The following is a 16,489-nucleotide window of genomic DNA, read 5'->3' on the forward strand; positions in this document are numbered from 1 at the left end:
TAAGCCACGCCGGCTATCACAAGAGGTACGTGTGTCGACCACCCTGACGATCCGCCCCGTGACGACCAAGAAGGATCGCAAGACCTTCGTCGATCTACCCTTCCGGCTCTATCGAGACGATCCGCACTGGGTGCCTCCGCTCAAGGGCGAAGCGCTCGGACTCATCACGCCCGAAAAGAACGGCTGGTTCAGCCATGCGAAGGCGCAATTGTTCCTCGCCGATGAGGACGGATGCGTCGTCGGGCGGATCTCCGCGCATATCGACACGCTGGCGCTGACGATGCCCGCCGTCCAGGGTTTCGGTCCCGGGGTCGGCCAATGGGGGCTGATGGACGCCGAGCGCGAAGACATTTTCCAGGCGCTGCTCGCCCGTGCCGAGGAATGGCTACGCGCTGAGGGCATGACCCGCGCGCTCGGTCCGATCAGCATGTCGATCTGGGAAGAACCGGGGCTGCTGATCGAAGGCCATGATCATGCGCCGACGATCATGATGGGGCACCACAAGCCCGAATATCGCGGCTGGATCGAGGCGGCGGGCTACGCACCGATCAAGCAGTTGATGACCTACGAACTCGACATCACCCAGGAATTCCCGCCGCTGGTGAAGCGGATCATCAAATCCGGCGAGAACAACCCGCGAATCGTGGTGCGCGAGGTGAGCAAAAAGAAGTTCGAGGAGGAGGCGGCGATCATCCTCGCGATCCTCAACGATGCGTGGTCGGACAATTGGGGCTTCGTCCCGCTGACGCCGCCCGAGATCAAGGATGTCGGGGTGAAGCTGAAGCCAATCGTGTTCAACGATCTGATCCGGATCGCCGAACTCGACGGGCGTCCAGTCGCGTTCATGATCACGCTGCCCGACCTCAACGAAGCGATCGCCCCGTTGAACGGCAGCCTGTTGCCGTTCGGCTGGGCGAAGCTGCTGCTTTGGCTCCGCAAGCCCAAGGCACGGACGATGCGCGTGCCGCTGATGGGGGTGGTCAAGGAGCTACAATCGTCGCGGATGGCGGGGCAGCTCGCCTTCATGATGATCGAATATATCAAGCGCGCATCGGTCGAAAAATACGGCGCGAGCCGTGGCGAGATCGGCTGGATCCTCGACGACAACCAGGGGATGCGCTCGATCGCGGAGACGATCGATAGCCGGATCAACAAGGTCTATCAGGTCTACGGCAAGGATCTTTGATCGCGCGCGCCGTCGTCGCGCGTCTTGCCGGTCGTCAGCGCTTTCAGCGCCTGGAGGTCGCGGTTGATCCACTTTATGTCGGCCGCGAAGCGCTCGTCGGTCATGTCGGGCTGGCGATAGAGCGTCAAGATCACCTCGGCGCCCTCGCCGTTGGCGACGACGCGCAGCGGGATGTGGAGCGGCTTCCCGCTGCCGGTATCGACCCAATGGTCCATCACCCCGAACGCGTTGTGCGCGGTGAAGCGGATGCGGATCGGGCCGTCGAGACCGTCCGCGAGCCATTCGTCGCCGACGCAGCGCAGCCCCGAATCGGTCAGTCCCGACGCCCAGCGCGCGAAGCAGTCGGGCTGCCAGATCTCGGCATACAGTTCGCGCCAGTCGCGCGGGATCGAGACGCTGAAGGTACGCGCGGGCAACATCACGCCATCAGACCGTGAAACTCTCACCACAACCGCACGCACCCTTGGCGTTGGGATTGTTGAACACGAACCCCGCGGTGAAATCATCCTCCGCCCAATCCATCGTCGATCCGATCAGATACAGGATCGACCCGCCGTCGACGTACAATGTGCCGCCGGGCGTCTCGATCTTCTCGTCGAACGCTTTTGCCTCGGTGACGTAGTCGACCGAATAGGCGAGCCCCGAACACCCACGCTTCGGGGTCGACAGCTTCACCCCGATCGCGTCGGCGGGTGCCTTGGCCATCAGATCCGCGATCCGCGCATGCGCCGACGGTGTTAGGTTCAACGCGGCAGGGCGTTCACGAAGTGTCGTCGCCATCACAACATCCCCAATTCTAATTTCGCGTCGTCAGACATCTTCTGCGGGTCCCAGGGTGGATCCCAGACCAGATTGACGTCGGCGAAGGCGACGCCCGGGACCGAGGCGACGCGCATCTCGACCTCGGCGGGCATCGATTCGGCGACCGGGCAATTCGGCGTCGTCAGCGTCATCGACACGACCGCCTGCCCCCCCTCGGTCACCTCGACGCCGTAGATCAGCCCGAGATCGTAGATGTTGACCGGGATTTCGGGGTCGTAAATGCTCTTGAGCGCCTCGATGATCGCCTCGTATAGGTCGCCGCCGGGTTCGCCGGGCGCTTCCGCTTCGGGCTTTTGCGCCAGGAAGCCTTCGAGATAATCGCGCTTGCGCTCGAATGTCTCGCTCGCGGTTTCGCCTGCGCCATCGACGCGCGCCTTGGGCGGCGCTGCGACGCTGTCGACTTCCTCGGTTTCGAAACTGCTCATCCGAAAATCCCTACCCAAAAATTCGCGTCACTCTCTCGATCCCGCGCACCAGCGCGGCGACATCCTGCGGGACGTTATAGACCCCGAAGCTCGCGCGCGCGGTGGCCTCGACCCCGAGTGCCGCCATCAACGGCTGCGCGCAGTGGTGGCCCGCACGGATCGCGACCCGCTCTTCGTCCAAGATGGTGGCGACATCGTGCGGATGCACCCCCTCGATCGCGAAACTGACGATTCCGGCCGAATCCTCCGGCCCGAACAACCGCACCGAATTGAGCTGCGACAGCGCCGCGCGCGTATCGCGAACCAGCGCGGTTTCGTGCGCGTGGATCGCGTCGAGGCCGATGCTCTCGACATAATCGATCGCGGCGTGGAGCCCGAGCGCGCCGACGATATGCGGCGTCCCCGCCTCGAACCGCCCCGGCGGCGGCGCGTAGGTCGTCTTCTCGAACGACACCCGATCGATCATCGACCCGCCGCCCTGATACGGCGGCATCGTATCGAGCAATTCGGCCCTGCCCCACAACACGCCGATACCGGTCGGACCGTATAGCTTGTGTCCCGAGAACACGTAGAAATCGCACCCGATCCCGGCGACGTCGACGCTCATCCGTGGCACCGACTGGCACCCGTCGATCAGGATTTTTGCACCGACCGAATGCGCGATCTCGGTCGCGCGCTTGGCGTCGAGCACCGAGCCGAGCACGTTCGACACATGCGCGAGCGCGACCAGCTTATGTGCGGGCGTGATCATCGCCGCCATCGCATCGAGGTCGATCCGCTGATCGGTGGTCAACGGAATCACGTCGATCGCCGCGCCGATGCGTTCGGCGGCCATCTGCCACGGCACGATGTTGCTGTGATGCTCGAGCATCGATAGCATGATCCGGTCGCCGGATTTCAGGTTCGCGGCGGCCCAGCAGTGCGCGACCAGGTTGATCCCTTCGGTCGCACCACGGACGAACACGATCTCGTCCGCCTTGCCCCCGATGAACCCCGCAACCCGATGGCGCGCGGCTTCATAGGCCAGCGTCATGTCGGCGGAGCGCTGGTACACCCCGCGATGCACCGTGGCGTAGGTTTCGCCATAGCCGCGGGTGATCGCATCGACGACGACCTGCGGCTTCTGCGAGGTCGCGGCGGTATCGAGATAGGCCCAGCCGGAGGGGATGGCGGGAAAGTCGGCGACGCGGTCCAACGGCTCCCCTCCCTGGACAAGGGAGGGGTTGGGGGTGGCTCCGCCGGTGGAGCTCGCTTCGCTCGCACCCACCCCCGCCCCCTCCCTTACAGGGAGGGACGCAGTTACAGATTCACTCACAACGCCTGCTCCAGCCACGCATCCGCATCCGCCTCGAACGCCGCGCGGACGACGTCATTGCCGATCCGCCCGAGTGCATCGGCGACGAACGCATGCGTCAGCAGCGCGACCGCGCGCGGGGTCGGGATGCCGCGGCTCTGCATATAGAACAGCGCGCGCGCATCGAGTTCGCCGACCGTCGCGCCATGCGCGCACTTCACGTCGTCCGCGAAAATCTCGAGTTCGGGCTTCAGGTTGATCGTCGCGGTGCGCTTGAGCAGCAGCCCGCGCAGCGACTGCTCGCCATCGGTCTTCTGCGCGTGCCGCGCGACCTCGACCGCAGCGGCGAGGCTCGCGGTCGACGTATCCGCCGCCACCGCGCGCCACAATTGGTGCGACTGTCCGCCGACCGCATCGTGCCGCACCCGCACCGCGCATTCCTGCTGGCGGTCGCCCGCGGTCAGCAGCGCGCCGCCATATTCGGCGAATGCGGCATCGCCATTGATCGTGATCTGCGCATCGATCCGCGATCCCGCGGTCCCCGCGCCGAGGAACGAGGTGACGAGGCTCGCGCCCTCGCCCAGCGTCGCCTCTTCGCGCAGCGACACGAACCCGCCCTGCTGGAGCAGCCGGACGCTCCGCATCAGCCGCGCCGCCTTGCCGAGTTCGACGCGCAGGAAACGATTGCTCCACCCCGCCCCGACATAAGTCTCGACGACCTGCGCCACGGCATCGTCGGCGAGCACGATCGTCGCGGGCATATGGTTCTCACCCCCGGTCGCGACATGGACGATCTGGACCGGATCGGCCACCGCGTGCCTGCCGAGCCGCAACTCCCAGCCCGCGCCCTTCGCGCGTTTGCCGAGCGCATGCTCGCCCGCATCGATCGCCTCGATGGTGACACGCCCAAGATCGCTCCGCGCCTCGTCGAGCACTCCGCCGACGAACAGCAACCGCGCGCCGGGCAAATCTAGGAAATAGTCGCCGTCATCGACCACCGGCCCCAGCGCCGCCGCCGCCGCCAGCCCACCAAGATCGGCCCACCGCCACGCTTCGGCGCGGGTCGAGGGGAGTTCCATGACGCTCACGCCGTGAGCCCCAGATTGGGTTCACGCGGAGACGGGGAGACGCGGAGAAGAAATGGTTCGCGCAGAGGCGCAGAGGACGCAGAGGCGGTCGCCCGGGCGTCAGCGCAAACCGTTTTAGCCAAGCTCGTGATTGAACGACCGCTAGCGCGGTCGGGCGCAACACCTCCGCGCTCTCTGCGCCTCTGCGCGCAAAAATCTTCTCCGCGTCTCCGCGTCTCCGCGTGAATCATCCTCCTCACGCCGCCACCCCGCCGTAACCCTCACGCTCCAGCTCATGCGCCAACTCAGCGCCGCCAGTGCGAGTGATGACGCCGTCGTCCAGCACATGGACGAAGTCGGGCTTCACGTAATCGAGCAGCCGCTGGTAGTGCGTGATCAGCAGCACCGCCTTGTCGGGCGCGCGCATGATGCGGTTGATGCCGTCGCCGACGATCCGCAGCGCGTCGATGTCGAGACCGCTGTCGGTCTCGTCGAGGATCGCGAAGCGCGGCGCGATGACGCCCATCTGCACCATCTCGTTGCGCTTCTTCTCGCCGCCCGAAAAGCCGACGTTGACCGGACGCTTGAGCATCTCGGCATCCATGTCGAGCAGCTTCGCTTCCTCGCGCGCCAGCTTGAGGAATTCCGCGCCCGACAACGGCTTTTCGTCGCGCGTCCCCCGCTGCGCATTGAGCGCCTCGCGCAGAAACTGGACGTTCGACACGCCGGGGATTTCGACCGGATATTGGAAGCCGAGGAACACGCCCGCCGCCGCCCGCTCGTGCGGATCGAGCGCGAGGAGGTCGATCCACCCGTCTTCCGACGGGGTAGCCCCCTCCCCCGTTCGCCCTGAGCCTGTCGAAGGGCGTTGGTCGAGCGTGCCGCCCTCCCCCCGTGCTTCGACAGGCTCAGCACGAACGGGATGGGGGGCGGCCCGGAACATCACCGATCCCGCGGTCACCTCATACCCGGGCCGCCCGCCGAGCACATAGCCCAGCGTCGACTTGCCCGCGCCGTTCGGCCCCATGATCGCATGCATCTCGCCCGCGTCAACGGTGAGCGACAATCCCTTGAGGATTTCCTTGCCGTCGATCTCGGCGTGAAGGTTTTCAATTTTTAGCATTGTTTCTTTCCTGACGCGCCTCAAAACGGCGGTCGACCAACTCGACGACGAGCGCGTCACGGCGGTTCTGACAGCATTGCGCCAACTCTAGTCCAAGCGCTGCCTTCAAATCCTTACGCGCGTCGCGCTGGATGCCTTTAGCATCACTAGCAATGATCCGTGCCTGCATCGGCGGCAGACAAGTCGCCATCGCCTGACATCCGATGGCGTCGATCTCGGCATCGCCGGTGGAGACGATCGTCTTACACGTCGACTTGCCACCCCGGACGGCGAATCTGCCCCGCCAGTTTTTTAGGCGCTCGCCCACAACGACGATTTCCCCTGATTCTTTGGGCGCAGGTGCGGCGGCCGCCTGCTGCAAAATTGCGGCGATAAGATAAGCGGTTGCAATCATTTCACACTGTCCACCATGCCGATGCTCAGCAGCTTCTGCCCCCTTACAGCCTTACCCACGCCGTCACACCCGCGCGGGCGGGGATCCATCGTTCGACATGCGCTGGCAGAGAGATAGATTCCCGCCCGCGCGGCAATGACGGAAGGTGGGGGAACGATGGCGATCATCCAACCGAACCTTCAAGCGAGATCCCCAGCAGCTTCTGCGCCTCGACCGCAAACTCCATCGGCAGTTGCTGCAGCACCTCTTTCGCAAAGCCGTTGACGATCAGCGCCACCGCCGCCTCGCTGTCGAGCCCGCGGCTCATCGCGTAGAACATCTGGTCGTCGCTGATCTTCGACGTCGTCGCCTCATGCTCGATCTGCGCCGACGGGTTGCGCACCTCGATATAGGGCACGGTGTGCGCGCCGCACTGGTCGCCGAGCAGCAGGCTGTCGCATTGGGTGAAGTTGCGCACCCCCTCCGCGGTCGGCGCGACGCGCACCAGCCCACGATAGGTGTTGTCGCTGCGCCCCGCGGAAATGCCCTTCGACACGATCGTCGATCGCGTGTTCTTGCCGAGGTGGATCATCTTGGTGCCGGTGTCGGCCTGCTGGCGGTTGTTGGTCACCGCGACCGAGTAGAATTCGCCCACCGACCCGTCGCCCGCGAGCACGCAGGACGGATATTTCCACGTCACCGCGCTGCCCGTCTCGACCTGTGTCCAGCTCACTTTGCTGTTCTTGCCCTGGCACAGCGCGCGCTTGGTGACGAAATTATAGATGCCGCCGACGCCGTTCTCGTCGCCGGGATACCAGTTCTGCACGGTCGAATATTTGATCTCGGCATCGTCGAGAATGACGAGTTCGACGACCGCGGCGTGGAGCTGGTTTTCATCGCGCATCGGCGCGGTGCAGCCTTCAAGATAACTGACGTACGAGCCCTTGTCCGCGACGATCAGCGTGCGTTCGAACTGCCCCGTATTCTCGGCGTTGATCCGGAAATAGGTCGACAACTCCATAGGGCAGCGCACGCCCTCGGGGATGTAGACAAACGTGCCGTCGCTGAAGACCGCGCTGTTGAGCGTCGCGAAATAATTGTCGCGCTGCGGCACGACCTTGCCGAGCCATTTGCGGACCAGATCGGGATATTCCTTGATCGCCTCGCTGATCGACCGGAAGATGACCCCCGCCGATTCCAGTTCCTTGCGGAAGGTGGTCGCAACCGAGACGCTGTCGAACACCGCGTCGACCGCGACGCGGCGCTTGGGGCTGCCGTCGGCTTCGGTCTCAACTACGCCCGCGAGCAGTTTCTGCTCGCCGATCGGGATGCCCAGCTTTTCATAGACGCGCAGGATCTCGGGATCGACCTCGTCGAGCGAGCCCAGCTTGGGCTTCGCCTTGGGCTCGGCATAATAATAGGCGTCCTGATAATCGATTGGCGCGATGTCGAGCTTCGCCCAATCGGGCGCCTCCATCGTTTGCCACAGCGCGAATGCCTTCAGCCGCCAGTCGAGCATCCACTGCGGCTCGCCCTTCTTGGCCGAGATGAAGCGCACCGTATCCTCGCTCAGCCCCTTGGGCGCGAATTCCTGCTCGATGTCCGAGGAAAAGCCCCACTCATAGGTCTTTGCGACCGCGGCATAGGCTTCGGCGTTCTTGGTGGCCATTATAGTAAAACCTCAGAAACCGTTCGTGCTGAGCTTGTCGAAGCACGGTGTGATTCACGCCCTTCGACAGGCTCAGGGCGAACGGATGAAAGTGATGCCAACGATACACTCGCGAGCGCGCCGCGCACCGCGCCGTTGACCGCGTTCCAGTGCGGCTTGACGCGGCAGCCGTCCTCGATCGCGCAATCGTGCGCGCCGCGTTCGACGCACGCGGTCAGCGCGATCGGGCCTTCGACGGCCTCGACGATATCGGCGAGCGTGATCGCGGCAGCGGGGCGCGCGAGTCGGAAACCCCCACCAGTGCCGCGCGCGCTTTCGAGCAGCCCCGCGGCGCTGAGCCGGCTCACCAGCTTCTGCGCGGTGGGCAGGGGCACCCCGGTCTCGTCGGCCAGCAGCGTCGCGTTGACGCGCGCCACTCCGCCGCAATGGCGCGCGGCGGCGGCCATCATGACGACCGCGTAATCGGCGAGAGAAGACAGCTTCATGGGTTAATCGGACCAAATCATTCCTATTGGAGATGGGCGCGCACCGCGACCGGATCAACCGCTATCTTTGCGAGCGATTCGCAGGGCTACACCCTTGACCCCAACCCCGGCGAAAGCCGGGGCCCCGTTGGAGAGGTTGGTGTAATGACACGCGACGCAAACCAATATCCACTTGCCAACTGGACCCCGGCCTCCGCCGGGGTGGTAGCATTGGCTGGCGGGTGGACGCCCCCGCCATGCGATGCGAAAGGCGCAAGGATGGCGTTCTACCACCCCCTCCTTTTCCGCCTCGACGCCGAACGCGCGCACCGGATGACCGTCGCCGCGCTCGGCGCCTGGGCGCGTGTCGGCGCCCCGCTCGGCAGCATCGAAACCTCGCCCAGGCTCGCGACGACGGTGGCTGGGCTCGCCTTCGCCAACCCGGTCGGCCTCGCCGCGGGGGTGGACAAGGATGCGCGCGCGATCCCCGGCTGGTTCGGGCTCGGCTTCGGCAGCGTCGAGGTCGGCACGCTCACCCCGCTGCCCCAGTCCGGTAACCTGCAGCCGCGGCTGTTCCGGCTGGTCGAGGATCGCGCGGTCATCAACCGGATGGGGTTCAACAACGGCGGACTCGCCGCCGCGCTCAACCAACTATGTTCACCCGCGAAGGCGGGTGCCCAGGCTGGATCCCCGCCTTCGCGGGGATACAAAGGCATCCTCGGCATTAACGTAGGGGCGAACAGAGACACCGCCGATCGCACCGCCGATTACGTCCACGGCGTCACCGCCGCCGCGGCCCACGCCGATTACATCACGATCAACATCAGCTCCCCCAACACCCCGGGCCTGCGCGATCTCCAGCACGGCGCGGCGCTGCGCGACCTGCTCGCCGCCTGCATCGCAGCGCGCGGGACGACGCCGCTGTTCCTCAAGGTCGCCCCCGATCTCGACCCCGCCGCGATCGACGACATCGCGCGCGCCGCGATCGATCACCACATCGACGCGCTGATCGTCGGCAACACCACGATCAGCCGACCCGCGCTCGCCTCCGCCAACCGCGACCAGGCCGGCGGGCTGTCGGGGGCCCCGCTCGCCGCGCTCGCGCGTCAGCGACTCGCCGATTTTAGGACCGCGACCGGCGGCACGATCCCGTTGATCGCGGTCGGCGGGATCGACAGCGGCGCGGAGGCCTATGCGCGCATCCGTAGCGGCGCGAGCCTCATCCAACTCTACACCGCACTGGTATACGAAGGCCCCGGCCTCGCGCGCCGGATTGCGCGCGACCTCGACGCCCTGCTCGAGCGCGACGGGTTCGCGACCGTGGCGGACGCCGTGAGCGCCTAGCCCGACGCTACGGCTTGCGCGCGCCGCATGCGCCGTTACGGTCTGGTCCCGATGAAGACGAAACTCCTCGCGCTCGCCGCGTTCACCCTCGCCCCCGCCTGCACCACGGTAGCGACCGCGCCGCCCGCCAAGACCGCAAGGCCAGGCACCGGCCCAGCGACCGGAATCGTCAGCGCCGCCGATCCGCGCGCCGCCGCAGCCGGCGTCGAAATCCTCAACGCGGGCGGCAGCGCGACCGACGCCGCGATCGCGACCCAGCTCGCGCTCAACGTCGTCGAGCCGCAGAGTTCGGGCGTCGGCGGCGGCAGTTTCTGGGTCAGCCATGATGCCACGACCGGCCAGGTCTCGACGATCGACGGGCGCGAGAAGGCACCGATGGCAGCGACCGACACCTGGTTCTACGCCGACGGCCAGCCGCTCAGCCACGCCGACGCGGTCCCCGGCGGGCGCAGCGTCGGCGTCCCCGGCGCGCTGCGCGCGATGGCGCTGGCGCATCGGGAATCGGGCAAGCTCCCCTGGGCGCGGCTGTTCCAACCCGCGATCCGGCTGGCGCGCGACGGCTTCGTCGTCAGCGAACGCCTCAACAATTCGATCCAGAGCTATGGCGGCCACGTCACCGGCTGGGCGAAACAGGCGTTCTTCGGTGCGGACGGCAAGGCGCTCCCGGTCGGCACGATCTTCAAGAACCCCGATCAGGCCGCGCTGCTGACCCGGATCGCGACCCAAGGCCCCGACAGCTTCTATGTCGGCCCGACCGCGCAAAAGATCGTCGAGACGGTCAACGGCGCGGCGCGCAATCCGTCGAAGATGACCACCGGTGACCTCGCCGCGTACGAGGCCAAGCCGCGCGATGCAGTGTGCGCCAAATACCGCGTCTATCGGATCTGCAGCATGGGGCCGCCGTCGTCGGGGGGGATCACCGTGCTGATGATCCTCGACCAACTCCAACGGTTCGACATGGCCAAATTGGGCAAGGATTCGCCCGTTGCCTGGCATCTGTTCGCCGAATCGACCCGCCTCGCCTTCGCCGATCGCAACCTGTACATCGGCGATCCCGATTACGTGCAGGTGCCGCAGCAGGGCATGCTCGACCCGGCGTATATCGCCAGCCGCTCGGCGCTGATGAGCCCGACCACGACGATCGCCGATGTCGAGGCGGGCACGCCCCCCGGCGCGCCGCCGCGCACCAAGGCGCCCGCGGGTGAAGTCCCCGGCACCACCGATCTGGTCGTCGCGGACTCCGCGGGTAACGTCGTCGAGGTGACGACGACGATCGAGGGGGTGTTCGGCTCGGGTCTGTCGGTCGATGGCGCGATGCTCAACAACCAGCTCACCGATTTCGATATCGTCCCCGTCAAGAACGGCGATCTCGTCGCCAACCGGGTCGAGGGCGGCAAGCGCCCGCGCAGTTCGATGTCGCCGACGATCGTCTATGGTCCCGACGGTCATGTCCGCCTGGCGCTCGGCGCGGCGGGCGGGCCGACGATCATCGCGCAAATCGCGAAAGCGCTGGTCGGCGTGCTCGACTGGAACCTGAGCGCACAGGATGCGATCGCGATGGGGCTGATCTATGCCCCCGGCCCGACCGCCGCGGTCGAACAGGGCACGACGCTCGAGGCGATGGTGCCGGCGCTGCGCGGGCTCGGCGAGAAAGTGCAGGTCGTGCCGCTCGGCCTCAAGGCCAACGCGATCGAATGGAAGGACAGCCACTGGATCGGTGCCGCGGACCCGCGCAGCGAAGGCGTCGCGATCGGCCAGGACGGCAGCGTCACCCAGATCGAGCGCGTCGGCAAGCCGGGCGCTCGCCCGCCGGAGTAATAAGCAAGCAGTGCCATCCCCGCCCTTCCCCCTGCCTGCGGCAGCGGGCCCCTTCCCTCTCCCGCCGGAAGGGTGGCATGGTGTCGCATCGTGAACGGCGCGCCCGCAACGGGCGGCCATGAGAGGATAACATGCCGCGTAGCCTCGAACATTTCCCGAACCTCGTCGCGATGTTCTTCGCGCGCGCCGCCGCCAAGGGCGACGCCCCATTCCTCTGGACGAAGCGCGACGGCGCGTGGATCTCGACCAGCTGGTCCGATGCCGCGCAACAGGTCGCGAGCCTCGCCGCCGCGCTGAAGGCGATCGGCCTCGACCCCGGCGACCGCGTGATGCTGGTCGCGGAGAACCGCCCCGAATGGTGCATCAGCGATCTTGCGATCATGGCCGCAGGCTGCATCACGGTGCCGACCTACATCACCAACACCGAACGCGATCACGTCCACATCATCGAAAATTCGGGCGCGTGTGCGGTGATCGTGTCGAGCGCCAAGCTCGGCGCCACCGTGATGAAAGCAATCCTGCGCTCGAGCCAGTCGCCGCAGGTCATCGCGATCGACGACATGCGCGCCCCCGCGGGGATGCCGTTCCACCGCTGGCACGCGCTGATCGACCAGCATCCCGCCAGTGTCGCCGACACCGCCGCCGCGGCGACCTTCGCGCGCGATGATCTCGCCTGCATCATCTACACCAGCGGCACCGGCGGCGCGCCGCGCGGGGTGATGCAGCATCACGGCGCGATCCTCCACAACGTCAACGGTTGCTGCACCGTCATTTCGGAGGATTTCGGCTGGGGCGATGAGGTTTTTCTGTCGTTCCTGCCCTTGAGCCACGCTTACGAACATACCGGCGGGCAGCATTTCCCGATCGGGCTCGGCGCCGAGATCTATTATGCCGAGGGGCTCGACAAGCTCGCCGCCAATATCGAGGAAACCCGCCCGACGATCATGGTCGTCGTCCCCCGCCTGTTCGAGGTGCTGCGGACGCGGATCACCAAGGGGATCGAGAAACAGGGCGGGCTCGGCCAGAAACTGCTCGGCCGTGCGCTCGCCATCGGCATCCGCGAGGACGACGGCACGCTGCGGCTGGTCGATCGCCCGATGAAGCTCGTGGTCGATCGGCTGTTCAAGCCGAAGATCGCGACCAAATTCGGCGGCCGGCTGAAGGCGATGGTGTCGGGCGGTGCGCCGCTCAACCCCGACATCGGCAACTTCTTCCATTCGATCGGACTGACCTTGCTCCAGGGCTATGGCCAGACCGAGGCCGCCCCCGTCATCTCGTGCAACCGCCCGTCGGCGGGCATCCGGATGGACACCGTCGGCCCGCCATTGGTCGAGACCGAGGTCCGCATCGCCGACGATGGCGAAATCCTCGTCCGCGGCGAGCTCGTGATGCACGGTTATTGGCGCAACGACGCCGAAACCGCGCGCGTGCTGAAGGACGGCTGGCTTCACACCGGCGACATCGGGATCATCGACCAGAAGGGTCGGATCAAGATCACCGATCGCAAGAAGGATCTGATCATCAACGACAAGGGCGACAACGTCGCGCCGCAGAAGGTCGAAGGGATGCTGACGCTACGCCCCGAAATCGCGCAGGCGATGATCGCGGGCGATCGCCGTCCGCATATGGTGGCGCTGGTCGTCCCCGATCCCGAATGGACCCAGGAATGGTGCGCGGCGAACGGCGACCGTTGCGATTTCGCGAAGCTCGCGCAGAATAGCGGCTATCGCACCGCGATCGGCCACGCGATCGAGGCGGTGAACAAGGATCTCACCGTCACCGAACGCATCCGCCGCTTCATCCTCGCCGACGCGCCGTTCACGATCGAAAACGAACAACTGACGCCGAGCCTCAAGATCCGCCGCCACGTGCTGAAACAGGTGTACGGCGAACGACTCGACGCGCTCTACAAAGGGTAGCGGGCGAGGGAGGAGCGTCGCCCGCGCATCTTTCGCGCCTATTTCGCCTTGGGCAGCACCACCATCGTCCAGTCCTTGCCGGGCACCAGATATGTCGCCGCGGTCTGCTGGAGCACCGCGGGTGTCACCCCGTTATAATCGGTGCCGATCGCACGCGTCACCGCGATCCGGCTCGGATCATAGGTGCCGCCCGACATCTGCTGCAGCCAGAACGCGCTGCTCGACGCCGCGCGCTGAATCTGCTGGATCAGCGGGCCCTTGACGCGGTTGAGCTCATCCTCGGTGACCGGGTTCTTGGCGAGGTCCGCCGCGATGTCGCGCGCCATCCTGAAGAACAGCGGCACGTTGGCGGGCGCGACCTGGCTCATGGCCACCAGCCGCCCTCCGCCGGGCAGCCCCTTGGGCCACTGGCTCGACACGCCCGGGCTGTAGCTCGCGCCCGCGGCCTGGCGCATCTTTTCGAACAGCCGGTCGCTGAACACGAGCGCCAGGATATCGAGGCGTCGGCTTTCGGCATAATCCGCCATCCCCGCGCCGGTCGGCCACGCGATCAGCGCTTCGGCCTGGTTCGCCGCACCGCTGTGATACCGCGTGACCGGCGTCGCAGCGTGCGCAGGGAAGCGGACCGGCGGGACCGGGCCGGTTGCGGCGATGCGCGGCGGGATCGCGCCGAAGCTCTTGGCGACCGCGGCGATCACCGCGTCGGGCTTGACGTCGCCGAACACGTCGACCTCGATCGGCCCCGACGCGAGCAGCGGCTCCCATAGTGCGCGAAAACTCGCCGGGGTCAGCGCGTCGATCGCCTCCTGGTCCGGTGTCGTCCAGCGCGGATCGCCGGCGTGGAGCAATCCTTCGAGGTCGCGACTCAACACCCCGTCGGCGGAGGCGTCATAGCCCGCGATCGCCGCCGACGCCGCCGCCTTGGCGCGCGCGATCGGCGCGGCGTCCCAGCGCGGGTGCGCCAGCTTCGCGGCCATTAGCGTCAGCTCGTCGGCATAATCCTGCGGCGACGACAGTGCCGCCATCGAGAACGCATCGTCGTCCATCCCGAAATCGAGCGCGAGCCGACGCCCCGCGGTCAGCTGGTCGATGTCGTTCTGCCCCAAATTGCCGATCCCGCCTTCCATCAGCGCGAGGTCGCCCGCCCAGGCGGCGCTGCGCCGGTCGGCGGGCAGCGCGTTGTAGCCGCCGCCGAACCGGACCTTGACGAACACCCGCCCCGCCTCCTCGGGACTGGAAAACAGCAGCAGGCGAACCCCGTTCGAAAACACCACCTGTTCGGCAGGCAGCCCGTCGACCGGCGCGCGCGACACGACCGTGCCGGGGGTGCCGAGCGCGGGCAGTTTCGACATGTCGACCGCGCCTTGCGCGTTGCGCTTGCCCGCCAGCCCGGTGACGTCCGCATTGAGCGCCGCGGTCAGCCGCTCGGTCGTCCGCGGTTCGAGCGTCCGGGTGTTGACGATCGCGCGGGTCGCGACGCCGTCGAAGATCTTCTTGGTCGCCGCGAACACCGTCGCGGGGGTGAACATATGTTTGTTCTTGGCCTGGGTCAGGATGTCGTACTGGAACTGTGGCGCGGTCACGGTCTCGCGGATGTCGAGCGCGCCCGCCATGTCGTCGGCCTGTTTGGCGCTCGCCTCGATCGTGGCGGTCTGCACCGCGGCCTTCAGCGCGGCGTCGTAATCCGCATATTCGCGGTCGATCTCCACCTGCGTCGGCGGTGCCGCCTTGGCATCGGCGATCACCGCGCGCACATCCTTCAGCGCCTGTTCCCATTGATCGCCGACCGGCAGAATCGTGACGCTGGTGATGTTCGCCGATCGCGACCGGTCGTCGATATCAACCCCCGCCTGAACATAGCTTGCGCCCGCGCGCGCGCGGCGTTCGAGCCGTCGGCTGATCACCTTGGTCGCGATCACGTCGATCATCCGCGTCTGGTTGAAGATCGCGGTGTCGTTGTTGAAATGCCAGGGCCTGAGCACCCCCATCAGGACGAGCGGCGGCAGCCCGGGCTCGACGATCGACGCGGCGACCGGCTTGGTCGCGTCGGGGGTACCGAAATCGGGGTCGACCGGGGGTTCGGCGCCCTTGCCCTGCCAGCCCGCGAAATGCTTGACGATCAGGCTCGACAACAGCGCCGGGTCCATGTCGCCCGAAATGATCACGACCGCGCGCGACGGGCGGTACCAGCGATCGTGGAACGCCCGCACGCTGTCGCCGGTCGCGGCCTCCAGCGTCGTGATATTGCCGATCGGCGAGCGGTCGGCGAGCGGCTGCCCCGCGAAGAACAACTGGTTGAGCGCGTTGCCGAACCGCACCTGCGGCCCGGGCTGTTCGCGCTGTTCGGCAAGCACCACGGGGCGCTCGGCGGCGACCGAGGCATCGCTGATGACCGGCTGTTCCATCATCCCCGACAGGATCTTGATGCTCTCATCCAGCGTCGCTTGGGTCGCCGATGGCAGGTCAAGCTTGTACACCGTCTGGGTCGGGCTGGTCTGCGCGTTGGTGTCCGACCCGAACGCCGCGCCGAACCGCTGCCAGACGCGCTTCGCTTCGCCGTCGGGGACATATTCGCTGCCCCGGAACGACAGATGCTCGATGAAATGCGCGAACCCGCGCTGGCTTTCGGTCTCCTCGAGCGAACCCGCGTCGATCCGCACCCGAATCGACACCTGCCCCGGCGGGACCCCGTTCTTGCGCACCGCATAGCGCAGGCCGTTGGGAAGCGTGCCGAACTGCCACGCCGGATCGTGCGGCAGGTCGCTGCCCTTGTAGAGCCACGCCGAGGTATCGACCGGAACCCGCGCCGCGGCGGTCGCGGTGGGGACTGCCTGGCGGAGGGACTGGCCAGCAATCGGGGATGCCAGCGCCAGGAAGATGAAGGGTGCGAACGCACGGGAACGAAAAGACATAGCTGCTCCCTCTAGCGTGCCGATGTCCGCCACGCACGGCCATTATTTGGACCCAGAATGCGGGTAGCGGGGT

The 16,489-nt window shown here is 66.5% G+C and carries 14 protein-coding genes; 4 read left to right on the plus strand and 10 right to left on the minus strand.

Annotated features, from left to right (window positions below; all coding sequences use genetic code 11):
- Window positions 1-31: 31 nt before the first annotated feature.
- Window positions 32-1,186 (plus strand): N-acetyltransferase, encoded by a 1,155-nt coding sequence (locus EAH84_RS03930; RefSeq protein WP_140867992.1) that lies wholly within the window; start codon window positions 32-34, stop codon window positions 1,184-1,186.
- Here the strand turns inward: EAH84_RS03930 and EAH84_RS03935 are convergent.
- The 9 genes from EAH84_RS03935 to EAH84_RS03975 all read right to left on the minus strand — a co-directional run bounded on the left by EAH84_RS03935 (window position 1,168) and on the right by EAH84_RS03975 (window position 8,444).
- A complete protein-coding gene (locus tag EAH84_RS03935) occupies window positions 1,168-1,605 on the minus strand; it encodes a polyketide cyclase (protein ID WP_140867995.1) in 438 nt (145 codons plus the stop codon). The two genes, EAH84_RS03930 and EAH84_RS03935, sit on opposite strands and share 19 nt — an antisense overlap.
- A 7-nt stretch (window positions 1,606-1,612) precedes the next feature.
- Window positions 1,613-1,966 (minus strand): HesB/IscA family protein, encoded by a 354-nt coding sequence (locus EAH84_RS03940; RefSeq protein ID WP_140867998.1) that lies wholly within the window; start codon window positions 1,964-1,966, stop codon window positions 1,613-1,615.
- Window positions 1,966-2,433 (minus strand): SUF system Fe-S cluster assembly protein, encoded by a 468-nt coding sequence (locus tag EAH84_RS03945; protein WP_140868001.1) that lies wholly within the window; start codon window positions 2,431-2,433, stop codon window positions 1,966-1,968. Before EAH84_RS03945 ends, EAH84_RS03940 begins: the two co-directional genes overlap by 1 nt.
- A 10-nt stretch (window positions 2,434-2,443) precedes the next feature.
- A complete protein-coding gene (locus tag EAH84_RS03950; protein ID WP_140868004.1) occupies window positions 2,444-3,628 on the minus strand; it encodes a cysteine desulfurase in 1,185 nt (394 codons plus the stop codon).
- 116 nt (window positions 3,629-3,744) lie between these two features.
- On the minus strand, window positions 3,745-4,806 hold the full coding sequence (locus tag EAH84_RS03955; protein ID WP_140868007.1) for a SufD family Fe-S cluster assembly protein: 1,062 nt from the start codon (window positions 4,804-4,806) through the stop codon (window positions 3,745-3,747).
- Between the two features lie 244 nt (window positions 4,807-5,050).
- Window positions 5,051-5,917 carry a Fe-S cluster assembly ATPase SufC gene (sufC, locus tag EAH84_RS03960; protein ID WP_140868010.1) on the minus strand — a complete coding sequence of 289 codons (867 nt, stop codon included), beginning with the start codon at window positions 5,915-5,917 and terminating at the stop codon, window positions 5,051-5,053.
- Window positions 5,904-6,311: a hypothetical protein gene (locus EAH84_RS03965; RefSeq protein WP_140868013.1), complete on the minus strand. Its 408-nt coding sequence runs from the start codon at window positions 6,309-6,311 to the stop codon at window positions 5,904-5,906. Before EAH84_RS03965 ends, sufC begins: the two co-directional genes overlap by 14 nt.
- Window positions 6,312-6,474: 163 nt before the next feature.
- Window positions 6,475-7,959: a Fe-S cluster assembly protein SufB gene (sufB, locus tag EAH84_RS03970; protein ID WP_140868016.1), complete on the minus strand. Its 1,485-nt coding sequence runs from the start codon at window positions 7,957-7,959 to the stop codon at window positions 6,475-6,477.
- On the minus strand, window positions 7,959-8,444 hold the full coding sequence (locus tag EAH84_RS03975; protein ID WP_140868019.1) for an SUF system Fe-S cluster assembly regulator: 486 nt from the start codon (window positions 8,442-8,444) through the stop codon (window positions 7,959-7,961). The genes sufB and EAH84_RS03975 overlap by 1 nt, the downstream gene beginning before the upstream one ends.
- Window positions 8,445-8,702: 258 nt before the next feature.
- Between EAH84_RS03975 and EAH84_RS03980 the strand changes: the two genes are divergently transcribed.
- The 3 genes from EAH84_RS03980 (at window position 8,703) to EAH84_RS03990 (ending at window position 13,504) form a co-directional block, all read left to right on the plus strand.
- A complete protein-coding gene (locus tag EAH84_RS03980) occupies window positions 8,703-9,767 on the plus strand; it encodes a quinone-dependent dihydroorotate dehydrogenase (RefSeq protein ID WP_140868021.1) in 1,065 nt (354 codons plus the stop codon).
- Window positions 9,768-9,818: 51 nt separating this feature from the next.
- Entirely contained in the window at window positions 9,819-11,585 is a 1,767-nt protein-coding gene (gene ggt, locus EAH84_RS03985) for a gamma-glutamyltransferase (RefSeq protein ID WP_170209835.1), read from the plus strand.
- Window positions 11,586-11,716: 131 nt separating this feature from the next.
- On the plus strand, window positions 11,717-13,504 hold the full coding sequence (locus EAH84_RS03990; protein WP_140868023.1) for an AMP-dependent synthetase/ligase: 1,788 nt from the start codon (window positions 11,717-11,719) through the stop codon (window positions 13,502-13,504).
- A gap of 38 nt (window positions 13,505-13,542) precedes the next feature.
- Here the strand turns inward: EAH84_RS03990 and EAH84_RS03995 are convergent, their stop codons facing one another.
- Window positions 13,543-16,416, minus strand: coding sequence for a M16 family metallopeptidase (locus tag EAH84_RS03995; protein WP_140868026.1), 2,874 nt, complete (start codon window positions 16,414-16,416; stop codon window positions 13,543-13,545).
- Window positions 16,417-16,489 lie beyond the last annotated feature (73 nt).

This window comes from Sphingomonas oligophenolica (assembly GCF_006438955.1).
Classification (GTDB): Bacteria; Pseudomonadota; Alphaproteobacteria; order Sphingomonadales; family Sphingomonadaceae; genus Sphingomonas; species Sphingomonas oligophenolica_A.